Source organism: Histidinibacterium aquaticum (assembly GCF_008710275.1).
Lineage (GTDB): Bacteria > Pseudomonadota > Alphaproteobacteria > Rhodobacterales > Rhodobacteraceae > Oceanicola > Oceanicola aquaticus.
The window spans coordinates 248,070-269,305 of record NZ_VYQE01000003.1; the positions used below are offsets into that span (position 1 = coordinate 248,070).

The 21,236-nt window shown below is 71.2% G+C and carries 20 protein-coding genes; 10 read left to right on the forward strand and 10 right to left on the reverse strand.

Features of this window, described 5'->3' with window-relative positions; translation table 11 throughout:
* Positions 1 to 2: 2 nt before the first annotated feature.
* Positions 3 to 698, forward strand: coding sequence for an urea ABC transporter ATP-binding subunit UrtE (gene urtE, locus F3S47_RS10720; protein WP_150445262.1), 696 nt, complete (start codon positions 3 to 5; stop codon positions 696 to 698).
* Positions 699 to 1,115: 417 nt separating this feature from the next.
* Here urtE and F3S47_RS10725 read toward each other — a convergent pair whose 3' ends face one another.
* Complete coding sequence (locus F3S47_RS10725; protein ID WP_150445263.1) at positions 1,116 to 4,685, reverse strand: hydantoinase B/oxoprolinase family protein; 3,570 nt, start codon at positions 4,683 to 4,685, stop codon at positions 1,116 to 1,118.
* 61 nt (positions 4,686 to 4,746) lie between these two features.
* Here F3S47_RS10725 and argE point away from each other — a divergent pair, with 61 nt between their 5' ends.
* From argE to F3S47_RS10755, 6 genes are all read left to right on the forward strand, one after another.
* Positions 4,747 to 5,904 carry an acetylornithine deacetylase gene (argE, locus tag F3S47_RS10730; RefSeq protein ID WP_150445264.1) on the forward strand — a complete coding sequence of 386 codons (1,158 nt, stop codon included), beginning with the start codon at positions 4,747 to 4,749 and terminating at the stop codon, positions 5,902 to 5,904.
* A gap of 214 nt (positions 5,905 to 6,118) precedes the next feature.
* A complete protein-coding gene (locus F3S47_RS10735) occupies positions 6,119 to 6,886 on the forward strand; it encodes an SDR family NAD(P)-dependent oxidoreductase (protein WP_150445265.1) in 768 nt (255 codons plus the stop codon).
* On the forward strand, positions 6,883 to 7,755 hold the full coding sequence (locus F3S47_RS10740; RefSeq protein ID WP_150445266.1) for a 2-dehydro-3-deoxygalactonokinase: 873 nt from the start codon (positions 6,883 to 6,885) through the stop codon (positions 7,753 to 7,755). Before F3S47_RS10735 ends, F3S47_RS10740 begins: the two co-directional genes overlap by 4 nt.
* On the forward strand, positions 7,752 to 8,357 hold the full coding sequence (locus tag F3S47_RS10745; protein ID WP_150445267.1) for a 2-dehydro-3-deoxy-6-phosphogalactonate aldolase: 606 nt from the start codon (positions 7,752 to 7,754) through the stop codon (positions 8,355 to 8,357). The genes F3S47_RS10740 and F3S47_RS10745 overlap by 4 nt, the downstream gene beginning before the upstream one ends.
* Entirely contained in the window at positions 8,354 to 9,184 is an 831-nt protein-coding gene (locus tag F3S47_RS10750; protein ID WP_150445268.1) for an SMP-30/gluconolactonase/LRE family protein, read from the forward strand. Before F3S47_RS10745 ends, F3S47_RS10750 begins: the two co-directional genes overlap by 4 nt.
* 15 nt (positions 9,185 to 9,199) lie before the next feature.
* Positions 9,200 to 10,150 (forward strand): aldose epimerase family protein, encoded by a 951-nt coding sequence (locus F3S47_RS10755; RefSeq protein WP_150445269.1) that lies wholly within the window; start codon positions 9,200 to 9,202, stop codon positions 10,148 to 10,150.
* Here F3S47_RS10755 and F3S47_RS10760 read toward each other — a convergent pair.
* The 5 genes from F3S47_RS10760 to F3S47_RS10780 all read right to left on the reverse strand — a co-directional run bounded on the left by F3S47_RS10760 (position 10,147) and on the right by F3S47_RS10780 (position 15,163).
* Complete coding sequence (locus F3S47_RS10760; RefSeq protein WP_223877794.1) at positions 10,147 to 10,530, reverse strand: ACT domain-containing protein; 384 nt, start codon at positions 10,528 to 10,530, stop codon at positions 10,147 to 10,149. The genes F3S47_RS10755 and F3S47_RS10760 overlap by 4 nt on opposite strands.
* A gap of 5 nt (positions 10,531 to 10,535) precedes the next feature.
* Positions 10,536 to 11,750 carry an MFS transporter gene (locus tag F3S47_RS10765; protein WP_150445270.1) on the reverse strand — a complete coding sequence of 405 codons (1,215 nt, stop codon included), beginning with the start codon at positions 11,748 to 11,750 and terminating at the stop codon, positions 10,536 to 10,538.
* A gap of 157 nt (positions 11,751 to 11,907) precedes the next feature.
* Positions 11,908 to 12,834 (reverse strand): ornithine carbamoyltransferase, encoded by a 927-nt coding sequence (gene argF / locus F3S47_RS10770; RefSeq protein ID WP_150445271.1) that lies wholly within the window; start codon positions 12,832 to 12,834, stop codon positions 11,908 to 11,910.
* 102 nt (positions 12,835 to 12,936) lie between these two features.
* The gene (locus F3S47_RS10775; RefSeq protein ID WP_150445272.1) at positions 12,937 to 14,118 is read right to left on the reverse strand and encodes an aspartate aminotransferase family protein; all 1,182 of its coding nucleotides are present in this window, start codon (positions 14,116 to 14,118) and stop codon (positions 12,937 to 12,939) included.
* 238 nt (positions 14,119 to 14,356) lie between these two features.
* Positions 14,357 to 15,163: an ABC transporter permease gene (locus tag F3S47_RS10780; protein ID WP_223877795.1), complete on the reverse strand. Its 807-nt coding sequence runs from the start codon at positions 15,161 to 15,163 to the stop codon at positions 14,357 to 14,359.
* 143 nt (positions 15,164 to 15,306) lie between these two features.
* On the opposite strand from F3S47_RS10780, the gene F3S47_RS10785 reads away from it, so the two are divergent.
* A complete protein-coding gene (locus F3S47_RS10785; protein ID WP_150445273.1) occupies positions 15,307 to 15,924 on the forward strand; it encodes a GcrA family cell cycle regulator in 618 nt (205 codons plus the stop codon).
* Between the two features lie 61 nt (positions 15,925 to 15,985).
* Here the strand turns inward: F3S47_RS10785 and F3S47_RS10790 are convergent, their stop codons facing one another.
* The 3 genes from F3S47_RS10790 to F3S47_RS10800 form a co-directional block, all read right to left on the reverse strand.
* Complete coding sequence (locus F3S47_RS10790) at positions 15,986 to 16,459, reverse strand: transglycosylase SLT domain-containing protein (protein WP_150445640.1); 474 nt, start codon at positions 16,457 to 16,459, stop codon at positions 15,986 to 15,988.
* 74 nt (positions 16,460 to 16,533) lie between these two features.
* Complete coding sequence (locus F3S47_RS10795; protein WP_150445274.1) at positions 16,534 to 17,340, reverse strand: hypothetical protein; 807 nt, start codon at positions 17,338 to 17,340, stop codon at positions 16,534 to 16,536.
* Positions 17,337 to 17,783 (reverse strand): ABA4-like family protein, encoded by a 447-nt coding sequence (locus tag F3S47_RS10800; RefSeq protein ID WP_191090157.1) that lies wholly within the window; start codon positions 17,781 to 17,783, stop codon positions 17,337 to 17,339. Before F3S47_RS10800 ends, F3S47_RS10795 begins: the two co-directional genes overlap by 4 nt.
* A gap of 107 nt (positions 17,784 to 17,890) precedes the next feature.
* Between F3S47_RS10800 and F3S47_RS10805 the strand changes: the two genes are divergently transcribed.
* Positions 17,891 to 18,487: a TetR/AcrR family transcriptional regulator gene (locus tag F3S47_RS10805; RefSeq protein WP_150445276.1), complete on the forward strand. Its 597-nt coding sequence runs from the start codon at positions 17,891 to 17,893 to the stop codon at positions 18,485 to 18,487.
* A gap of 9 nt (positions 18,488 to 18,496) precedes the next feature.
* Here F3S47_RS10805 and F3S47_RS10810 read toward each other — a convergent pair whose 3' ends face one another.
* On the reverse strand, positions 18,497 to 19,600 hold the full coding sequence (locus F3S47_RS10810; RefSeq protein WP_150445277.1) for a fumarylacetoacetate hydrolase family protein: 1,104 nt from the start codon (positions 19,598 to 19,600) through the stop codon (positions 18,497 to 18,499).
* A 262-nt stretch (positions 19,601 to 19,862) separates the two neighbouring features.
* Between F3S47_RS10810 and rimO the strand changes: the two genes are divergently transcribed.
* Positions 19,863 to 21,236: a 30S ribosomal protein S12 methylthiotransferase RimO gene (rimO, locus tag F3S47_RS10815; RefSeq protein ID WP_191090158.1), complete on the forward strand. Its 1,374-nt coding sequence runs from the start codon at positions 19,863 to 19,865 to the stop codon at positions 21,234 to 21,236.

Genomic DNA, 21,236 nt, shown 5'->3' on the forward strand with positions numbered 1-21,236 from the left:
CCATGCTCGACGTCTCCGATCTCACCCTCCGCTACGGCCAGAGCCAGATCCTCCATGGCCTTTCGCTCTCCGCCGCCCCGGGCGAGGTGACCGCCGTGATGGGCACCAACGGCGTGGGCAAGACCTCGCTGCTCAAGGCGATCGCCGGCCGGCATCCCTTCCGCGAGGGGCGGATCACGCTGGACGGACAGGACCTCGGCCACCCCTCCGCCTATACCGCGGCGCGGGCGGGGATCGCCTACGTCCCGCAGGGCCGGGAGATATTTCCGCTGCTCACGGTGCAGGAGAACCTCGAGGCGGGATACGCCTGCCTGGGCCGCGGCGACCGCGGGATTCCCGCGCGGATCTTCGAGCTCTTCCCCATCCTGAAGGACTTCCTCCACCGCCGCGGCGGCGATCTCTCGGGCGGGCAGCAGCAGCAGCTCGCCATCGCCCGGGCGCTGATCACCCGGCCGAAGGTGCTCCTGCTCGACGAGCCCACCGAGGGCATCCAGCCCAACATCATCCAGCAGATCGGCGACGTCATCGAGACCCTCCGGGAGGAGGGCGAGATCCGCATCGTGCTGGTGGAGCAGTATTTCGATTTCGCGGTGCGGCTGGCCGACCGGGTCTTCGTGCTGACCCGGGGCGAGGTGAGCTACCGCGCCGAGAAGGACACCCTCGACCGCGAGCGCCTGCTGGAGGCGGTCTCGATCTGACCATCGCCCGGTGGCGCAGGGATTTGTAAACCTCCCTGCGAGAGAGTGCTCCCCGGTTGACCCGCGGGCCCACACCGGGCGCGCGCCATATGGATCCTCACCGTGGCTGCCGGCCCCTCTCCGGGGCAGGTCCGCGCGCATCATGACCTTGGAGGGCGTAGCGACCCCTCCACGGCCCGTCCACAAGGACGCTGCACCGAGGAAATGACGGCCATCCGGCCCGGCCCGGCGCCCCAGAGGGCGACCCGGGGCCGAGGTGCGTGCACCGAGCTTGCGGAGCGGCCCTGCGGGCCGCGCAGGATCTGCCCGGTCTCGCCTCCGGCGAGCCCCGGGCGGCATGGGGGGCGCTGCCCCCGTCGCGGCGGCGCCGCGACTCCCCCGGGATATTTCGGCCCAGAAGAGAGATGGGCGTTCGGCTCAGTCCGGGGTGCCCCAGCCACCGCCGCCGGGGGTTTCCATCTCGAAGGCGTCGCCCCCGGCGAGTTCGGTTTCGGCGTTGCCGGGGAGGAGGTCCTCGGTGCCGTCGGCGCGGATCACCCGGTTGATCCCGCGCGCCCCGTCCGCGCCACCCTCCATGCCGAAGGGCGCCGTCTCGCGGTGACCGCAGAGCGTCGTGACCGTGACCGGCTCGAGAAACCTCAGGCGGCGGACGAGACCGTCGCCGCCCCGCCAGCGCCCGGCGCCGCCGGATCCGGGCCGGATCGCGAAGCGCTCCACCCGCACTGGGAAGCGCGACTCCAGCACCTCTGCGTCGGTCATCAGCGTGTTGGTCATGTGGCTGTGGATCGCCGAGGCACCGTCGAAGCCCGGCCCCGCGCCGGTCCCCCCTGCGATGGTCTCGTAGTTCTGGAAGCCCGCATTGCCCCAGGCGAAGTTGTTCATGGTCCCCTGGCTGCCCGCGATCACGCCGAGTGCGCCGAAGAGGCAGTCGGCGATCGACTGGCTGACCTCGGTGTTCCCGGCGATCACCGCCGCCGGGTAGACCGGGTTGATCATGGTCCCTTCGGGCGCCACGATCTCCAGCGGCTTGAGGCAGCCCTCGTTGAGCGGGATGTCCTGCCCCACCAGCGTTCGGAAGACGTAGAGCACTACCGCCCGGCAGACCGCGAGCGGCGCGTTGTAGTTGCCCGCGTGCTGGGCAGAGGTGCCGGTGAAGTCGATCACCGCGCGGTCGCCCTCGACCCGGACCGCCACCCGGATCTCGGCGCCGTGGTCGAGCGGATAGGTGAAACTGCCGTCCTCCAGCCGCCCGATCACCGCACGGACCGAGGCCTCCGCGTTATCCTGGACGTGGCGCATGTAGGCCTGGACGACATCGGTTCCGTGCGTCGCGATCATCCGGGCGATCTCGGCGGCGCCGGTGGCGTTGGCGGCGAGCTGGGCCTGCAGGTCGGCGACGTTCTGGTCGATGTCGCGGCAGGGCCAGGGGCCGGAGCCCAGCAGGGCGCGGGTCTCCTCCTCGAGGAAGCGTCCCTGCGCCATGAGGCGGAAGTTGTCGATCAGGACCCCCTCCTCCTCGATATGCGTGGAATCCGGCGGCGCCGATCCCGGGGTCCTCCCGCCGATGTCGGCGTGGTGGCCGCGCGAGCCCACGAGGAAGAGAAGCTCCCCGTCCTCGCCGAAGACCGGCGTGATGACCGTGACGTCCGGCAGATGGGTGCCGCCGTTGAAGGGGGCGTTGAGCATGTAGGCGTCGCCCGGACCCATGTTGGGGTTCATCCGCAGCACGGTGCGCACGGATTCGCCCATGCTGCCGAGGTGGACGGGGACATGCGGGGCATTGGCCACCAGTCCACCCTCGGGGTCGAAGATCGCGCAGGAGAAATCGAGCCGCTCGCGGATGTTCACCGAGTAGGCGGTCTGCTGGAGGGTCGTGCCCATCTGCTCGGCGATGCCCATGAAGAGGTTGTTGAAGACCTCCAGCAGGATCGGGTCCACCCCGGTTCCGGCGGCGAAGCGGCGCGCACGGGGGGCGGTGCGGGTGAGCACGAGATTGCCCAGGTCGTCCGCCTCGGCCTGCCAGCCGGCCTCGACGACATTTGTCCCCGTGGGCTCGGTGAGGATGGCGGGGCCCTCGACCGGTGCCCCGGGGCGCAGCGCAGCGCGGGGCAGGAGCCGGGCGCGGCGGGCCTCGCCATCGAAGCGGGCCTCGACCTCGGTGCCGGGGTCCTCGACCGGGTCGGGGCGCGCGGCCACCTCGGCCTCGGCGGCGGCGCCGATCCCCTCGGCGGTCAGGCTGTCGAGGGTCACCGCGCGGTCCTCGGACGCGAAGCCGAAGCGGGTGCGGTGGGCGGCCTCGAAGGCCCGGCGCATCTGCTCCGGCCCGCCCCAGTCGACCTCCAGGGTCTGGTGCGAGCCCGCGTAGCGCAGGTGGGCGCGGGTCTCGACCCGGATGCGGTCCGGGGAAACGCCCTGCGCCGCGACCTCGTCGCGCACGGACTGCTGCAGCGCCGAGGGGTCGACCCTGTCGGCCTCGTCCAGCGGACGGTTCTCCTGCCGCTCGTCGATCGCGCGGATCTCGGCCAGTCCCATCCCGAGGGCGGAGAGCACGCCGGCGAAGGGATGGATCAGCACCCGGTCGATGCCCAGCGCGTCGGCCACCTGCGCGGCGTGCTGCCCGCCTGCCCCGCCGAAGCTGACCAGCGTGTACTTCGAGACGTCGCGCCCCCGCTCGACGCTGATCTTCTTGACCGCGCGGGCCATGTTCTCGACCGCGACGCGCAGGAACCCCTCGGCCAGCGCCTCCGGGGCGATCGACTGGCCGGTGTCCGCCTCGATCCGCGCGGAGAGCTCGGCGAATTTCTCGCGCACGACTCCCGCGTCGAGGGGCTGGTCGCCGCCGGGGCCGAAGACCGCCGGGAAGTGGTCGGGCTGGAGCCGGCCCAGCATGACATTGCAGTCGGTCACCGTGAGCGGCCCGCCGCGGCGGTAGCAGGCCGGGCCGGGATCGGCGCCCGCGCTCTCGGGCCCGACCTGGGTGCGGCCGTCCTGCCACTTGCAGATCGAGCCGCCGCCCGCCGCGACCGTGTGGATCTCCATCATCGGCGCGCGCAACCGGACGCCCGCGATCACCGTCTCGAAGGAGCGCTCGTAGGCGCCGGCGTAGTGACAGACATCCGTCGAGGTGCCGCCCATGTCGAACCCGATGAGCCGGTCGAAGCCCGCGGCCTCGGCGGTCGCGCTCATGCCGACGACGCCGCCGGCGGGCCCGGAGAGGATGGCGTCCTTGCCCTGAAAGCGCGCGGCCTCGGTCAGACCGCCCGAGGACTGCATGAAGAAGAGCCGCCCGCCCTCGGGGCCGATCTCGCGGTCGATGGCCTCGACGTAGCGGCGCAGGATCGGCGAGAGATAGGCGTCGACCACCGCCGTGTCGCCGCGCCCGACAATCTTGATCAGGCGCGAGGCCTCGTGGCTGAGCGAAACCTGGGTGAAGCCGATCTCCCGGGCGATCTCGCCCAGGCGGATCTCGTGGCGCGGCTCGAGCCAGGCATGCATGAGCGCCACGGCGACGCCGCGGATCCCGGCATCGTAGGCGTCCTGCAGGGACCGGCGCGCGGATTGCTCATCCAGCGGCACCAGTTCGGCACCCGTCGCATCGAGCCGGCCCGGAACCTCCGACACGCGTTCGTAGAGCAGCTCGGGCAGCTCGATCTTCAGGTCGAAGAGCCGCGGGCGGTTCTGGTAGCCGATGCGCAGGACATCGGCGAAGCCCTCGGTCACGAGCAGCGCCGTGCGGTCGCCCTTGCGCTCCAGCAGCGCGTTGGTTGCGACCGTGGTGCCCATCTTGACCGATCCGACCCTTTCGCCCGGGATCGGGTCGTCGGCGCCGAGGCCCAGCATCTCGCGGATGCCCTGCGCGGCGGCGTCGCGGTAGCGGCCAGGGTTCTCGGAGAGCAGCTTGTGCGTCAGCAGGCGGCCGGAGGGATCGCGGGCGACCACGTCGGTGAAGGTGCCGCCCCGGTCGATCCAGAATTGCCACTGGCTCATGCCCGCCTCCTTGGTTACCCCTGTCCTATCCTTCGGGCAGACCAAGGGAAAGCGCCGCCGCATGACCGATCTCGCCACGACGATCCGCCATCTCGACCGCCTCGTCGGCTATCCGACCGTCTCCTCCGAGAGCAACCTCGAGCTCATCGAGCACGTCGCCGGGCTGCTGCGCGACCAGGGCGCACGGGTCGAGGTCTACCGCGACGACAGCGGGGCCAAGGCCAACCTCTGGGGTACTTTCGGGCCGGACAGGGACGGCGGCATCGTGCTCTCGGGCCATACCGACGTGGTGCCGGTGGAGGGCCAGGACTGGACGACCGAGCCCTTCCGCCTGACCGAGACCGCCGAGGGGCTCACCGGGCGCGGCACCTGCGACATGAAGGGCTTCATCGCCTGCTGCCTCGCCATGGCCCCGCGGCTGGCGGAGGCAGCGACCGAGCGGCCGGTGCATTTCGCCTTCACCCATGACGAGGAGGTCGGGTGCCTCGGCGGGCAGGCCCTGATGGAGCAGCTCGCCGAGCGCGAGATCCGGCCCGGGCTCGCCATCATCGGAGAGCCCACGCTCATGCAGGTGATCGAGGGGCACAAGGGCTGCTGCGAGTACACCACCCGCTTTCACGGGCTCGCCGGTCACGGCTCGGCCCCCGACCGGGGGGTCAATGCCGTGGCCTTCGCCACGCGCTACGCGGGCCGGCTGCTGGAGATCGCCGAGGAACTGCGCGGTGAGGCGCCGTCCGACAGCCGCTTCGACCCGCCCTGGACGACGATCAACATCGGCCGGCTCGCGGGCGGCTTCGTGCACAACGTCATTCCCGAGGAGGCCGAGCTCGACTGGGAGATGCGGCCCGTGATCTGGTCCGACAAGGACCGGGTGAAGGGCGCGATCAACCGCTACGCCGACGAGGTTTTGCTCCCCGCCATGCAGGCGGTCCACCCCGAGGCCGGGATCCGCACCGAGACCGTCGGCGAGGTGCCGGGGCTGGAGCCCATGGACGACAACGCCGCCCGGGATCTCGTCTCGGAGCTGACCGGCGCCAACGGGGCCGAGACGGTGCCCTTCGGGACCGAGGCGGGGCTCTTCCAGGCGCTCGGCTGTTCCGCCGTGGTCTGCGGGCCGGGCTCCATCGCCCAGGCCCACAAGCCCGACGAGTACATCGCGCCCGAGCAGCTCGAGGCCTGCCTCGGGTTCCTCGACAGGCTCGCGGACCGGTTGGGGTGACGGTTTCGGCAGAGGCGTGCGCGTCGGTGGGTCGATAGACCCACCCGAGCGCGGAAGGCTTCTGTAGGGTGGGTCTATCGACCCACCGCCCGCAAGAGACCCGGCCCCTCCCGCCGCGCATACGCCGGGGCCGCAAGACGACCGACTGTGACAGGTCCCGTTGCGCCTCGCGGAAACTCTTCTAGTCTCCGCCCCAACAGAAGGACATCCAGACATGACACACAGCGCGAGCTTCGCCGACCTCTCCGGCGCCAGCGTCTTCATCTCCGGCGGCGGATCGGGCATCGGCGCGGCCCTGACCGAAGGGTTCCTGAACCAGGGGGCCCGCGTCGCCTTCATCGGCCGGTCGGACTATACCGAGTTCTGCGACGAGATGGAGAAGAAGACCGGCATCCGCCCGCTCTTCCTGCAGGGCGACGTCACCGACACCGCGCGCCTGCACGCCGCGATGGACGAGGCGGAAGAGGCGCACGGGCCGCTCGACGTGCTCGTCAACAATGCCGCCAACGACCTGCGCTTCGACCCGATGGAGGTGACCGACGAGGACTGGCAGTCGATGATGGACGTCAACCTCAAGCACCACTACTTCGCCTCCCAGCACGCCGCGAAGTCGATGAAGGGCCGCGGCGGCTCGATCATCTCCTTCTCTTCCGTCGCCTATGTCGCCGGGGTGCCCGAGCTCTCGGTCTACGGCACGGCCAAGGCGGGGATCGTCGGAATGACCCGCACCCTCGCGCGCGCCTTCGGGCCGGATAACATCCGGATGAATGCCGTTCTCCCGGGGATGGTCCTGACCGAACGGCAGCTCAAGGACTGGATCTCGGAAGAGGACAAGGAGGCCCAGCTCGAGAAGCAGTGCCTGAAGGAGGCGATGGGCCCGCAGGACATGGTGGGCCCGGTGCTCTTCCTCGCCTCGGATGCGAGCCGGATGATGACCGGTCAGGCCGTGATTGTGGACGCCGGCGTCGTGAGCGGCCCATGACCCCGGAGTGGATCGCCTGCGACTGGGGCACGTCCCGCCTGCGGCTCTGGGCCATGCGCGGGGGCGAGCCCCTCGCCGCGACCGAGAGGGACCGGGGCATGGGGCAGCTGACGCCCTCCGAGTTCCCCGAAGCCCTGGAAGAGGCCGCCTCGATCTGGGACGGCTCGGCGCCCGTCGTCGCCTGCGGCATGGTCGGCGCCCGGCAGGGCTGGGTCGAGGCGCCCTACGTCGCCGTTCCCTGCGCCCCCCTGCCCGGCGGCATGGTCGCCGCGCCCGGCCCCCGCGAGGTGCGCATCGTGCCGGGCCTCAGCCAGGCCGACCCGCCCGACGTGATGCGCGGGGAGGAGACGCAGGTCGCGGGCTTTCTCGCGCTGAACCAGGGCTGGGACGGCGTGATCTGCCTGCCTGGCACCCACACCAAGTGGGTCCATGTCTCCGCCGGCGAGGTCGTGAGCTTTCGCACCTCGATGACCGGCGAGCTCTACGCCCTGCTCTCCGAACAGTCGGTGCTGCGGCATTCCATGGACGAGACGACCGACGACGCGGCCTTCGACGCCGCCGTCGCCGACACGCTCTCGCGGCCCGAGCGGCTGGCCTCCGACCTCTTCACCCTGCGCGCCGCGGACCTGCTGACCGGCGCGACCGGCGGCCGCTCCCGCCTCTCGGGCCTGCTGATCGGCGCGGAACTGGCGGCGACGCGGCCCTTCTGGCTGGGCCAGCAGGTCGCCGTGGTCGGTACCGGGGACCAGGGCCGGGCCTACTCCCGCGCCCTCTCCGCGCAGGGCGCGCCGGTCACGCAGGTCCGCTCGGACGCCGTGACCCTCGCCGGTCTCACCGCCGCCTGGCGCAAGTCGAGGGCCTCGGCATGAGCCGCGAGATCATCGCCATCCTCCGGGGCCTGACCCCCGACGAGGCCGAGGCTGCCGCCGAGGCGTTGATCGCCGAGGGCATCACCAAGATCGAGGTCCCGCTCAACTCCCCCTCCCCCTTCGAGAGCATCCGCCGGATGGTCGCCGCCGCCGGTGACCGCGCCCTGATCGGGGCGGGCACGGTGCTCTCGCCCGAGGACGTGAACCGCGTCGCCGAGGCGGGCGGGCGGCTCGTCGTCTCGCCCAACTGCGACCTGCGGGTCATCGCCGCCACGCGCGCCGCGGGCATGGAGAGCTGGCCGGGCGTCATGACCCCCACCGAGGCCTTCGCCGCGCTCAAGGGCGGGGCCACGGGGCTCAAGCTCTTCCCCGGCAACCTGCTGGGACCGGCCGGTCTCAAGGCCCTGCGCGCGGTCCTGCCGCCCGAGACCCGCGTCTACGCGGTGGGCGGCGCCGGGCCCGCCAACTTCGCCGAATGGGTCGCGGCGGGGGCGAGCGGCTTCGGAATCGGCACCGCCCTCTATACTCCGGGCCTCGACGCGGGCAGTCTCGCCACCAATGCGGCCGGTATCGTGGCCGCCTACGACGAGGCCTGCCGATGATCTACGACCAAACCTGTTGCACCCTGGGCGAAGGCGCCCTCTGGCACCCGCTCCGCAAGGAGTTCTACTGGTTCGACATTCTCGGCAAGCGCCTGCACGCCCAGGGCCGTCACTGGGAGTTCGACACCTACGTCTCCGCCGCCGGGTGGACCTCCGAGAGCCAGCTGATGATCGCCTCGGCCACCGGGCTGCATCTCTTCGACATCGCGAGCGGGCGCACCGACGATCTCTGCCCGATGGAGGCCGAGAACACCGTCACCCGCTCCAACGACGGGCGGGCCGATCCCTACGGCGGTTACTGGATCGGGACCATGGGCATCGGGGCCGAGGAGGACGCGGGCGCGATCTACCGCTACTACCGGGGAGAGCTGCGGCAGCTCTACGCGCCGATCACGATTCCCAACGCGATCTGCTTCACGCCCGACGGCTCCACCGGTTTCTTCGCGGACACCCACAAGGCGACGATCTGGAAGGTCGCCCTCGGCGAGGAAGGCTGGCCCAAGGGCGATCCGGAGGTCTTCCTCGATCTCTCGGGCGAGGGGCTGCGCCCCGACGGCTCGGTGATCGACGCGGCGGGCAACATGTGGAACGCCCAGTGGCAGTCCGGCCGCGTCGCGGTCTACGCGCCGACCGGGCACTTCCTGACCGCCATCGGCTTTCCTGCCCTGCAGACCACCTGCCCGGCCTTCGGCGGCGAGGACCTCTCGACGCTCTTCTGCACCTCGGCGGCGGAGGGGCTGCAGGACCCGCTCAACCCGCACCACGGCCGGACCTTCGCCATCGAGACCGGCGCGCAGGGCCAGGCCGAGCACCGCGTCATCCTCTGACCAACGGACAGCCCCATGAGAGAGATCGGAACCCTCGCCGACGGCAGCGCCGTCCATGCCATCGACCTCGCCGCGGGCGAGCTCTCGGTCACCGTGCTGACCTGGGGCGCCGTGCTTCGGGAAGTCCGGCTCGCGGGCGTCGACCACAACCTGACCCATGTGCCCGAGATCCTCGAGAGCTGGACCTCGGGCGAGACGCCCTACCACGGTGCGCTGGTCGCCCCGGTCGCCAACCGCTTCACCGGCGGCAAGGCGACGCTCGACGGCGAGGAAATCGACTTCGAACGCAACCAGGACGGGGTGCACATGCTGCACTCCGGCAGCGCCGGGACCCACGCGAAACTCTGGGACGTGGTCGACCGCGACAGCTCGCAGGTCACGCTTGCGGTGGATCTGCCCGCGGGCGAGGGCAACTTCCCCGGCAACCGCCGGATCACCGCCCGCTTCTCCGTCGCGCCGCCCGCCACGCTGCGGCTGGAGATCGAGGCCGAGACCGACGCGCCGACCTTCCTCAACGCGACGAACCACTCCTACTGGAAGCTCTCCGACGCGCCGACCTGGGAGGGCCACAGCCTGCGCATCGCCGCCGACCGGGTGCTGCCCACCGACGAGACCGACGCCCCCACGGGAGAGATCGCCGGAGTCGCGGGCACGCCGATGGACTTCCGCGAGAGCCGCGAGCCGGTGCCGGGCGACCCGATGCTCGACCACAACTTCTGCCTCTCGGACGACCGGGTGGAGCTGCGCGACGTGCTCTGGCTCACCGGGCCCACCGGCCTCACGCTGACACTGGCGACCACCGAGCCGGGGATGCAGGTCTACGATGGCTGGCGGTCCGGCCATGACGCCATCGCGCTGGAGCCGCAGGGCTGGCCCGACGCGCCGAACCACGCGGGCTTCCCCTCGATCGTGTTGCGCCCCGGGGAGACCTACCGCTCCGTCAGCGAGTGGCGCTTCTCTCGCTAGCCCTGCGCGGCGCGGCTCAGGTCCTGCAGGATCGCCATGGCCTCGGCCGCGCGGTCCTCGGGCACGAAGAGGTGGTCGTGGTGATAGGCCGCCACGACGTTGCAGGCGATCCCCGCCTCCGCCAGCGCGGTGGAGACGGCCGCCGTCAGCCCCACCCCCATCAGCGAGGACGTCACGCCGAGGGTGATCCGGCTCATGGGCAATCCGCCCGCGTTGGCCTCCTCCGGCAGGATCAGCGAGAGGCCCTCGTCCTCGCGGAAGGTGCCGAGCGCCTGCTCGACCAGGGCCGGATCCTCGGATACGACGAAGGTCCAGCCCCGGGGATCGAGGCGCGGCGTCATTCCGGCGAGCATGGCCTTGCGGTCGGAGACGGGGGGCACCGGGCTCAGGCCGCCGCCGGTGCGCCGCGCTGGCGCAGGGCCAGCAGGAGGCTGCCCACGATCAGCAGGTTCGCCGCCCCCGCCGCCGTGGCCACCGCGAAGGTCGCCGTGTAGGCGCCCGTCAGGTCGAAGAGCGCCCCGCCCTGCCAGCCGCCCAGCGCGTGCCCGAGCCAGCCGAAGGACAGCACGATCCCGGTGGCCGAGGCCCGCCGCGCCGCGGGCGTCAGCGCGCGGACAGAGACGAGGACTCCGGTCATCACCCCGCCGTAGCCGAAGCCGTAGAGCGGCGCGAAGAGGAAGAAGGCGGTGAGGCTGTCCATGAGCAGGAAGCCCATCATCAGCGCGGTCTGCCAGGCCGTCGCCGCCATCCAGGCCGGCAGCGCCCCGATCATGTCCGAAAGCCGCCCGAAGAAGATCCGTCCGCCAACGCCCGCCACGAGCATCGTGAGCAGCGGCCCCCCGGCCTCGGCGCCGAGGCCCGTGGCGCCCTGGATCAGCGGGACCAGGTGCATGAGCGGCACCGCCATGCCGGTGCAGCAGCCCAGTACGGCGAGCGAGAGCGCCGGCAGCACCAGGGCCGTCGGCAGCGGCGCCCGGCCCGGCGCGGCGGCGGGCTGCGGCGGCGGCGCGGGCGCGGGGCGCAGCAGGAGGGCGAGCGGGATGAGCGTAGCGGCGGTGACGAGGCCGAGGATCGTCAGGGCGGACTGCCAGCCGGTCCAGGAGATCAGGTGCCCGAGCGCCCAGGGCACGCCGCCCTGCCCCAGCGCCTGGCCCGCCGAGGCGATGCCGATGGCGAGCCCCGCCCCGGTGCGGAACCAGCCGCCCACGAGCGCGATGACCGGCGCGAAGAGCGCGCCGCCGCCGAGGGCGCCCGCGAGGAAGAAGAGTGCGTAGAACTGCCAGAGGGCCTCGGCCCGGGCCGCGAGGATGGTGGCAAGCGGGATAGCGACGGCCCCGGTGAGCACGATGGCCCGGACGCCGATGCGGTCGGCGAGGAACCCCATGACGATGCCGCCCAGGGCGATGCCCACGAGACCGGCGGAGTTGATCCCGGCGACGGCGCCGCGCGACCAGCCGAACTCCGCCTCGAGCGGCAGGAAGAAGACCGACAGCCCGTTCACGAGCTGGCCCATGGCGATGCCGAGCACCAGCGCCGCGGCGATGACGATCACCCAGCGGTAGCGCGGCTCGGGGCCGGGAGAGGTGGCGGCCTGGCTCATGCCGGAGAGGCTACCCCGCTTCGCCGCGCCTGGACAGGGGGAAGGCGGGTCGACCCGCCTTCGGACGGGCCGCAGACGGCCCGCGGCAACCGGCTTCGAAGCCGGTTGTCCCGCGGCCAGGGGCCGCGGGTCGCGGCTCTTCGAAGAGCCGCCCAGCTCAGACGTCCAGGCACCAGCGCAGGATGGCCTTCTGGGCGTGCAGCCGGTTCTCGGCCTCGTCGAAGATCACCGACTGCGGCCCGTCCATGACCTCCGAGGTCGCCTCGTCGTCGCGGTGGGCCGGCAGGCAGTGCATGAAAAGCGCCTCTGGCCCGGCGTGGCGCATGAGTTCGGCGTTGACCTGGTAGGGGCGCAGCTGGTTGTGCCGCCGCTCCCGCGCCGACTGCGGATCGTGCATCGAGACCCAGGTGTCCGTGACCACGAGATCGGCGCCCTCCACCGCCTCGTAGGGATCGCGCACGATCTCGACCCTGGAGCCCGCGGCCCGCGCCTCCTCGAGGAAGACCGGCTCGGGGTCGAGAGGCGGCGGGCCGGTGAAGGTGAGGTCGAAACCGAAGCGGCCCGCGGCATGGGCGAAGGAGTTGAAGACGTTGTTGCCGTCGCCCGACCAGACGACCTTCCTGCCCGCGATCGGTCCGCGGTGCTCCTCGAAGGTCAGGATGTCGGTCATGATCTGGCAGGGGTGGCTGCGGTTGGTCAGGCCGTTGATCACCGGCACGTCGGCGTATTCGGCCATCTCCAGCAGCGTCGCCTCCTCGAAGGTCCGGATCATGATCAGATCGACGTAGCGCGACAGCACCCGCGCGGTGTCGGCGATGGTCTCGCCGTGGCCGAGCTGCATGTCGGCGCCCGAGAGCACCATGGTCTCGCCGCCCATCTGGCGCACGCCCACGTCGAAGGAGACGCGGGTCCGGGTCGAGGGCTTCTCGAAGATCAGCGCGACCATGCGGCCCGCGAGCGGGGTCTCGTCGTCACACATGCCCTTGGGCCGCCCGTTGCGGCTGGTCTTCATGGCCTTCGCCGAGTCGATGATGCCCCGGAGCTCGGAGGCGTCTGTCTTGTTGATGTCGAGGAAGTGGGTCATCGTTTCGCTCTTGTCGGAGGGGGTCGGGGGGCGCTGCCCCCTCTGGGCCCGGTGGGCCCATTCACCCCCGGGATATTTCTGCCCAGAAGAGGATCGGGGCGCTCACGCGGCGGATCCCGCCAGGGCGGCGGCGGCGCGGTCGAGGCGGGCGGTCGCCTCCGCGATCTCATCGTCGGTGATCGTGAGCGGCGGCAGCAGGCGCAGGACGTTGTCGGCGGCGGCCACCGTCAGGATCTCGGCGTCGTAGCCCGCCTTGACCACCTCGGCATTAGGGACCCGGCACTTGAGACCCAGCATGAGGCCCGCGCCGCGGACCTCCTCGAAGACCTGCGGGTGCGCCGCCACGAGGCCCTCGAGCCTCTGGCGGAGAAGACCGGCCTTGCGGTTCACCTCGTCGAGGAAGGCGGGGTCGGAGACGATCTCCATCACCCGCGCGCCGACGGCGCAGGCGAGCGGGTTGCCGCCGTAGGTCGACCCGTGGGTGCCGGCCGTCATCGGCGCCGCGGCCTCTTCCGTCGCCACCACGGCGCCGAGGGGGAAGCCGCCGCCGATGCCCTTGGCGATCATCATGATGTCGGGCGCGATGCCCGCCCACTCGTGCGCGAAGAGCCGGCCGGTCCGGCCCATGCCGCATTGCACCTCGTCGAGGATCAGCAGCAGGCCGTGCTCGTCGCAGAGGTCGCGCAGGCCCTTGAGGCAGGCGTCGGGCAGCGGACGGATGCCGCCCTCGCCCTGCACCGGCTCCACCAGGATCGCGCCCACGTCGGGCTCGGCCGCCGCGGCGCGCAGGGCCTCGTGGTCGCCCCAGGGCAGCCGGGTGAAGCCCGGCAGAAGGGGTCCGAAGCCCTCGACCATCTTGGGCGCGCCGGAGGCCGCGATGGCGGCGGAAGACCGGCCGTGGAAGCAGCCGTCGAAGGTCAGGATCCGCGGCCGGTCCGGGCCCTTCGCGTAATGGTAGCGGCGGGCCATCTTGACCGCGAGCTCGCAGGCCTCGGTGCCGGAGTTGGTGAAGAAGCAGGTATCGGCGAAGGTATGCTCGACCAGCAGGTCCGCGAGGCGCTGCTGCTGCGGGATGTCGTAGAGGTTCGACAGGTGCCAGATCTTGCCGGCCTGCTCGGTCAGCGCCTCCACCAGGGCGGGATGGGCATGGCCCAGCGCGTTGACCGCGATCCCGGCGCCCAGGTCGAGGAAGCGTCGCCCGTCGGTCGCCGTGAGCCAGCTGCCCGCGCCGGTCTCGAAGGAGAGCGGCGCGCGGGAATAGGTCGGCAGTATCGACGGGATCATGGGATCTGTCCTTCGGTGAGGAGGGGATGTGGTGCCGCAGGGTGACGCGGCTGTCAACGTGGGGAGCGGATGCACGGACGGGCCCCTGGCGGGCCCGGGAAGCGGGTCAGCCTCGGCGTCGGCGGAGGGGCGCGGCGTACATCATGTGACAGTTGGTAGCCGAGAGCGCCCGACTTGACCAGTCCCGCGCTCTGCCGAGGCCCCGCAGGGCGTGGTTTCTCCACACCGTCCCCGAGCCTCACGCCTTGAGACGATACCCCTTGCGCAGCATGAACCAGACCCCCGCGAAGGCCGCCGCGCAGGCCGCGAGGCAGACCGCGAAGCCCAGCCAGGGCGAGCTGTCGGAGACGCCCAGCATCCCCCACCGCACGCCGTCGATCATGTAGAACATCGGGTTGGCGTGGGAGAGATCCTGCATCACCTGCGGCAGCGCGTCGATCGAGTAGAAGGTGCCCGAGAGGAAGGCGAGCGGCGTGATAAGGAAGTTCGTCACCGCGGCGAGCTGGTCGAATTTCTGCGCGTAGATGCCCGTCATCAGACCCAGCGCGCCCATGAAGACGCCGGCCAGCACGACGAAGACCAGCACGACGAGCGGCGACTGCGGCACGATCCCGAGGAAGACGGCGACACCGACGGCGATCACCAGGGCCACCAGCAGCCCCCGCGCCACGGCGCCCGCCACGTAGCCCAGCGCGAGCTCGGCCGCCGAGAGCGGCGGCATCAGCGTGTCGACGATATTGCCCTGGACCTTGGCCGAGGCCACCGAGGAGGAGGTATTGGCGAAGGCGTTCTGGATCACCGTCATCGTCAGGATCCCCGGCGCGATGAAGGTGGTGAAGGCGACGCCCATCACCTCGCCCCGGGTCGGGCCGATGGCGATGGTGAAGATCACGAGGAAGAGACCGGCGTTGATCAAAGGGGCCATGACCGTCTGCAGCCAGACGTTCATGAAGCGCATGACCTCGCGTTGCATCAGGGTCCAGAGGCCCAGCCAGTTCATGCGTCCGAAGCGCCGCGCGCCCATCTCGGTGTCGGTGTGGCTCATCGCCGCTGTCTCCCTGTCCGAATCCGGTCTCCGCGCCTTGTATCCGCGGATGCAGTGCCTAGAATAGGGGACCGAGCGCGCAATCAAGGTCGCGAGCGGCACCCGCGCGGTGTCCCGGCCCTTCCCGACGATAAGGAACCCTCATGTCCTGGACCGACGAACGTGTCGAGCTTCTGAAGAAGATGTGGAGCGAAGGCCAGTCCGCCAGCCAGATCGCCAAGGAACTGGGCGGCGTCACGCGGAACGCGGTGATCGGCAAGGTCCACCGGCTGGGGCTGTCCAACCGCACGGCGCCCGGCGCGGCCGAGCCCGCCGCCGCTCCCGCCGAGGAGCCCGCGCCGCAGGCCGCGCCCGCCGCCGCCCCCGCGTCGCGCGCCCGGCCCGCCCCCGCCCGTCCGGCCCCGGCGCCGGAGCCCGAGACCTCCCGCGCCGAACCGGAAGAGAGCGAGGCCGAGGAAGCCCCGGCGATGAGCCCTGCCCGCAAGGCGATCATCCCCGCGGGCCAGCCCCTGCCGCCGCAGCCCTCGGCCAACGAGATCAGCCCGGAAGCGCTGGCCAAGGTCTCCGAGGTCGAGAAGAAGTCCAAGCGGCTGGGGCTGATGGAACTGACCGAGCGCACCTGCAAGTGGCCGGTCGGCGACCCGGCGACCGAGGATTTCTGGTTCTGCGGGCTCCCGGTCCAGCAGGGCAAGCCCTACTGCGAGGCCCACGTCGGCGTCGCCTTCCAGCCCATGTCCTCGCGCCGCGACCGCAAGCGCTGAGGCGGGCGACCCGGCGGCACCGCGGTCGGGCCGCGCCAGACGGTTCAGAGTACCCAGGAGATCAACGGCAGTGCCGGGCCACCTCGCGCTGGCGCAGGCCGGTCTCGACCAGCATGCAGCGGTCCCGGGCCTCGTAGTAGTAGCCGCGCGCGTACCACTGCACGGCCTCGGCCTCGTCCCCGTCCGCCACCAGGTAGGCACCCCTCAGGTAGCGGCCCGCGTAGCGCAGGTTCACCTCCGGATCGAGCAGCGTTTCAGGCGGGCCGCGATGGCCCATCTGCCCCGCCGTCTCGGGAAGGATCTGCATCAGCCCCCAGTAAGGGCCGTTGCGCGCGCCCGGACGGTAGTCGCTTTCGCGCTGGATCACCCGGTGCAGCAGCGACCGGGGGATCTGGTGCTCGGCGGCGAAGCGATTGACGAGGGCGCGCATCTGCGGCGTTTCGCCGGGATAGAGCGCGCGGCTCACGGGCTCGGGCTCTTTCCGCGAACAGGCCGCGGCGAGCACGAGGCAGAGGAACAGGGCAAGCGTCCGCATCATGGGCGGAAGGTTAGCCACAGCTTCCGCCCGCCGCCCAGAGCCTCGCGGCCCGGGGCGGCGGAAAACCGCCCTCAGAGCGGCCGGAGCGGCACACCCGCAAGGGCCTGCAGGAAGACCGCCGCCACCAGGACGGCATAGACCGCCGCCGACCGGCCGAGGATGCGCCGCGCGTCCGGGCTGCCGCGCCGGTCGAGCCAAAGCCCCAGGAGCGGCAGCACCTGCATGGCGTGGAGCGACAGGAAGTGGGCCGGACGCAGGTCGCCCACCTCGGTCGACCAGCCCAGGAGCGGCAGGGTCGCTCCCGTAACCGGCGTGCCGACGAAGCGACCGGTGCTGCTCATGTAGCCCGCCACAACCAGCGTCGCGACGCAGGAGAGGACGAAGCCCAGCACCACGCCCCGGCGCACCCCCGGCGACAGGTGCGCCGCGCCGTCGCGCCCGGCAATCCAGCCGATCAGCGCCACTCCGAGGACCAGCAGCGTCGCGCCGGTGCCCATGACCACCTGGTACATGAAGAGGTGGAAGGGCGTGCTCTCGTTGAAGTGCGAGGCTTCGCCGCGCGCGGCCTGCAGGATCATCCAGGCCATCTCCGCGAGGAAACAGACGCCGAGGACGGCGACCGTGGTCTGCAGGAGCAGCCCGCGCCGCACCGGCTCGGAGAGCCGCTCGACCACCAGCGCGAGGGTGGCGAAATAGACGACGAAGGAGAGCGCGAACTTCAACGGCTTCGCCGTGACCGGCACGCCCTCGATCAGGCGGGTCTCGAAGGGCATCCAGACCAGCGTGAGCCCCGCCAGCGCGGCGGAGACAGCAGCGAAGGCCCAGAGCTGCGAGACGGCCCTGTCCCGGGCCTGCGGCATCAGGACGACATCGGTCATGCCGCACCCCCGATCCGGCGCAGGAGGGGACCGCCGCGCATGGCCGCCTCGGTGCCCAGCGACAGCAGGACCCCCAGCGGACCGAAGAGGAAGATGCAGGCGAGCACCGGCGCCTGGACGAGGCGCGAGACCTCGGCCCCGTCCAGCCGCTCGGCCATGAGGGCGCCGATCATCAGATCGAAGGTCAGGTAGTGGGTCCAGCCCGCCACCAGCACCTCGTCCGAGGCGAAGAGCTGCCGGACCTCGGCGATACTGCCGTAGCTGCCGCCCGCCTGGTCGAAATAGGCGAGCATGAGCCCGGCGTAGAGGGCCGAGAGCGCGATCGGAATGCCCCAGCGGGGCACGTGTGTCACCCCGGGCCAGCGGCGCGGGGCGAAGAGCAGGACGACCCAGCCGGCGAGGGCGAGGGTATTGGCGAGATCGAAAAGGCGGTCGGGCGACATGGCAATATCTCCACTGTATATTTCCATTGGACACATATCTAGCGCCGGCTGGCTTGCACGCCAAGCGAAAATATTTACATTGGCAACATCAAAGCGGGAAGCACCTGATGCCGAAAGAGAAAAAGTACCACCACGGCGACCTGAAACCGGCGCTGGTGGAGGCCGGGATCGCGATACTCGAGGAGGAGGGCCTCGACCGGCTCTCGCTGCGCGCCATCGCGGGCCGGGTCGGGGTGAGCCATACCGCCCCGCGCAACCACTTCGCGAACCTCCGCGCCCTGCTCACCGCCATCGGCACCGAGGGCTTCCGCCGGCACGCCGCCGCCATGCGCGAGGGGCTGACCGAAACCTCCCCCGGCCCGGAGCGGCTGCAGGCGGCGACCGAGGGCTACATCCGCTTCGCGCGCCGCCATCCGGCGCTCTTCGAGCTGATGTTTTCCAAGCACTACTGCGACTTCGACGATCCGGACCTTCTCGCCGCCGCCCGCCGGAGCTACGCGGTGCTCGAGGAGATCTCGCGGGGCCTCGATTGGCCCGGCGCGGAGGGGCCCGACCGGCAGCTCAGGACCGAGACCATGCTCTGGTCGCTCGTGCACGGCTACGCCCTGCTCGCCCTCAACGGCCAGATCCGGGAGGGCGAGGAGCGCGGGCGCATGCCCTGGATTACCGAGGTCGTGCCGCGTTTCCGATACGAGGAGGCCTGACGGCCCGCCTCAGAGCAGCCCGCGCCCGGCGAGGTTCCGCATCAGGCCGCCCGCGCCCAGCGTCCAGGGCGGGCACTCCGTCGCCGGGCCCACGGTGTTCACGAGGCGCCCCAGCCCTTCGGCAGCGATCTCCACCCGGTCGCCGGGCTTGTGGGTGAAGCCCTGCCCCGGCGCGTCGCGATCCTCCACCGGCGAGAAGAGCGTGCCGAGATAGAGCATCAGCCCGTCGGGATACTGGTGATGCGGCCCGATGGCCTGGGCGACGAGGTCCTCCGGGTCGCGGCTGATCTCGCTCATCGAGGACCGACCGGTCAGCACAAAGCCGTCCGCGCCCTCGACCCGCAGGACGATCTCGGCGCGGCGCACGTCCTCCATGCCGAAGCCCTCGTCGAAGAGCCGCACCATCGGCCCGATGGCCGCGGAGGCGTTGTTGTCCTTGGCCTTGCCCAGCAGCAGCGCCGAGCGTCCCTCCACGTCACGCAGGTTCACGTCGTTGCCCAGCGTCGCGCCGCGCGGCACGCCCCGGCTGTCCACGGCGAGCACGATCTCCGGCTCGGGGTTGTTCCAGTCCGAGGCCGGGTGAATGCCCACCTCGGCCCCCGAGCCCACGGCGGCCATGGGCGGGCACTTGGTGAAGACCTCGGCGTCCGGGCCGATGCCGACCTCCAGGTACTGCGACCAGAGCCCCTCGGCCTGCAGCGCTGCCTTGGCCTGCGCCGCCTTCTCGGACCCCGGCACGAGATCGCGGAGCCGCTGGCCCACGGCGTCCGCGATGCGGGCGCGCACCGCCTCGGCGGCAGCGGAATCGCCGCCCGCGCGTTCCTCGATGACCCGCTCGATCATCGAGCGGGCGAAGGTCACGCCGCAGGCCTTCACCGCCTGCAGGTCACAGGGGGCGAGCAGCACCTCCGGCTCCGCCACCTCCCGCCCCCGGGCCGCGCGCAGCCAGTCGGCGACGTCCTCACGTTCCAGCAGGTCGCGCATCGTGGGCACCGCGCGGCAGGTCACGTCCGACAGGACACCTCCGGTCCAGCGGACGACGAGCGGGCCCTCCGGCCCCTCGATCCGCCCGGCGTAGAGCCCCTCCGGATCGAGTCCCTCGAACAATGTCATGGCGTCCCTCCCTTGAACCGTCCGGCCAGCATGCCCGGCGCGGCCGGAGCCGCAATCCCCCTCGCTCTTCTGGGCCGAAATATCCCGGGGTGAATGGCGCCCGGCGGGCGCCAGAGGGGCAGCGCCCCTCCTGCCCCGGCCGGCCGCGGGGCGATCCATTCCGATATTTGTATTTATATCAGCGCGTTATATCCCCGTCCAAATTTGGACGCCCGAGTCGCACCCCCTTCCCCAAGGCGCCGAAAGTCCCTATGTGGCGCCCATGTCGCTGAACCCGCCCGACCTCCGCCCCGATCTCTCGCGCCCCCGCCTCGCGGAAGAGCGCCGTCCCGGCCAGCCGACGATCGGCATGGTCTCCCTCGGCTGCCCCAAGGCGCTGGTCGACAGCGAGCGCATCCTGACCCGCCTCCGGGCCGAGGGCTACGCCATCTCGCCCAACTACCAGGGCGCCGAGGCGGTCATCGTGAACACCTGCGGGTTCCTCGACAGCGCCAAGGCCGAGAGCCTCGAGGCGATCGGAGAGGCTCTGGAGTCGAACGGCCGTGTCATCGTCACCGGCTGCCTCGGGGCGGAGCCCGAGTACATCACCGGCGCGCATCCCAAGGTCCTCGCGGTGACAGGACCGCACCAGTACGAGCAGGTGCTCGACGCGGTGCACTCCGCGGTTCCGCCCGCCCCAGACCCCTTCGTCGACCTGCTGCCCGCTTCCGGCGTGAAGCTCACGCCGCGGCACTACAGCTACCTCAAGATCTCCGAGGGCTGTAACCACCGCTGCAAGTTCTGCGTGATCCCCGACATGCGCGGCCGCCTGGTCAGCCGTCCGGCCCATGCCGTGATCCGCGAGGCCGAGAAGCTGGTCGAGAGCGGCGTGAAAGAGCTGCTGGTCATCAGCCAGGACACCTCCGCCTACGGTGCCGACATCAGGTTCGCCGAGGAGCGGGGCCACCGCGCCCATATCGACGACCTCGCCCGCGACCTGGGGAGCCTCGGAGCCTGGGTGCGGCTGCACTACGTCTATCCCTACCCCCGCGTGCGCAACCTGATCCCGTTGATGGCCGAGGGGCTGGTGCTGCCCTACCTCGACATCCCCTTCCAGCACGCCCATCCGGACACGCTGAAGCGCATGGCTCGGCCCAGCGCGCAGACCGAGACGCTGACCGAGATCGCCGCCTGGCGCGAGATCTGCCCCGAGATCGCCCTGCGCTCCACCTTCATCGTGGGCTACCCCGGCGAGACCGAGGCGGAGTTCGACTACCTTCTCGACTGGCTCGACGAGGCCCAGCTCGACCGGGTCGGCTGCTTCAAGTACGAGGATGTCGAGGGTGCGCGGTCGAATGCCCTGCCCGATCACGTCCCCGAAGCGGTCAAGCAGGACCGTTGGAAGCGCTTCATGGAAAAGGCTCAGGCGATCTCGGAGAAGAAGCTCGCCGCCAAGGTCGGCACCCTGCAGGAGGTCCTCGTCGACGACATCGACGCCGACGGCATCGCCACCTGCCGCACCAAGGCCGACGCGCCCGAGATCGACGGCTGCCTCTTCATCGACGAGGGGACCAAGGGTCTCTCCGTCGGCGACCTGGTGACGGTCGAGGTGGACGAGGCCGGCGAGTACGACCTCTGGGGCCGCCTGCCGGGCTAG

What these genes read in the sequence shown, in the direction of transcription:
- urtE (WP_150445262.1), top strand. Translation starts at nt 3, where the DNA reads ATGCTCGACGTCTCCGATCTCACCCTCCGCTACGGCCAGAGCCAGATC.
- F3S47_RS10725 (WP_150445263.1), bottom strand. Translation starts at nt 4,685, where the DNA reads ATGAGCCAGTGGCAATTCTGGATCGACCGGGGCGGCACCTTCACCGAC.
- argE (WP_150445264.1), top strand. Translation starts at nt 4,747, where the DNA reads ATGACCGATCTCGCCACGACGATCCGCCATCTCGACCGCCTCGTCGGC.
- F3S47_RS10735 (WP_150445265.1), top strand. Translation starts at nt 6,119, where the DNA reads ATGACACACAGCGCGAGCTTCGCCGACCTCTCCGGCGCCAGCGTCTTC.
- F3S47_RS10740 (WP_150445266.1), top strand. Translation starts at nt 6,883, where the DNA reads ATGACCCCGGAGTGGATCGCCTGCGACTGGGGCACGTCCCGCCTGCGG.
- F3S47_RS10745 (WP_150445267.1), top strand. Translation starts at nt 7,752, where the DNA reads ATGAGCCGCGAGATCATCGCCATCCTCCGGGGCCTGACCCCCGACGAG.
- F3S47_RS10750 (WP_150445268.1), top strand. Translation starts at nt 8,354, where the DNA reads ATGATCTACGACCAAACCTGTTGCACCCTGGGCGAAGGCGCCCTCTGG.
- F3S47_RS10755 (WP_150445269.1), top strand. Translation starts at nt 9,200, where the DNA reads ATGAGAGAGATCGGAACCCTCGCCGACGGCAGCGCCGTCCATGCCATC.
- F3S47_RS10765 (WP_150445270.1), bottom strand. Translation starts at nt 11,750, where the DNA reads ATGAGCCAGGCCGCCACCTCTCCCGGCCCCGAGCCGCGCTACCGCTGG.
- argF (WP_150445271.1), bottom strand. Translation starts at nt 12,834, where the DNA reads ATGACCCACTTCCTCGACATCAACAAGACAGACGCCTCCGAGCTCCGG.
- F3S47_RS10775 (WP_150445272.1), bottom strand. Translation starts at nt 14,118, where the DNA reads ATGATCCCGTCGATACTGCCGACCTATTCCCGCGCGCCGCTCTCCTTC.
- F3S47_RS10780 (WP_223877795.1), bottom strand. Translation starts at nt 15,163, where the DNA reads ATGAGCCACACCGACACCGAGATGGGCGCGCGGCGCTTCGGACGCATG.
- F3S47_RS10785 (WP_150445273.1), top strand. Translation starts at nt 15,307, where the DNA reads ATGTCCTGGACCGACGAACGTGTCGAGCTTCTGAAGAAGATGTGGAGC.
- F3S47_RS10790 (WP_150445640.1), bottom strand. Translation starts at nt 16,459, where the DNA reads ATGCGGACGCTTGCCCTGTTCCTCTGCCTCGTGCTCGCCGCGGCCTGT.
- F3S47_RS10795 (WP_150445274.1), bottom strand. Translation starts at nt 17,340, where the DNA reads ATGACCGATGTCGTCCTGATGCCGCAGGCCCGGGACAGGGCCGTCTCG.
- F3S47_RS10800 (WP_191090157.1), bottom strand. Translation starts at nt 17,783, where the DNA reads ATGTCGCCCGACCGCCTTTTCGATCTCGCCAATACCCTCGCCCTCGCC.
- F3S47_RS10805 (WP_150445276.1), top strand. Translation starts at nt 17,891, where the DNA reads ATGCCGAAAGAGAAAAAGTACCACCACGGCGACCTGAAACCGGCGCTG.
- F3S47_RS10810 (WP_150445277.1), bottom strand. Translation starts at nt 19,600, where the DNA reads ATGACATTGTTCGAGGGACTCGATCCGGAGGGGCTCTACGCCGGGCGG.
- rimO (WP_191090158.1), top strand. Translation starts at nt 19,863, where the DNA reads ATGTCGCTGAACCCGCCCGACCTCCGCCCCGATCTCTCGCGCCCCCGC.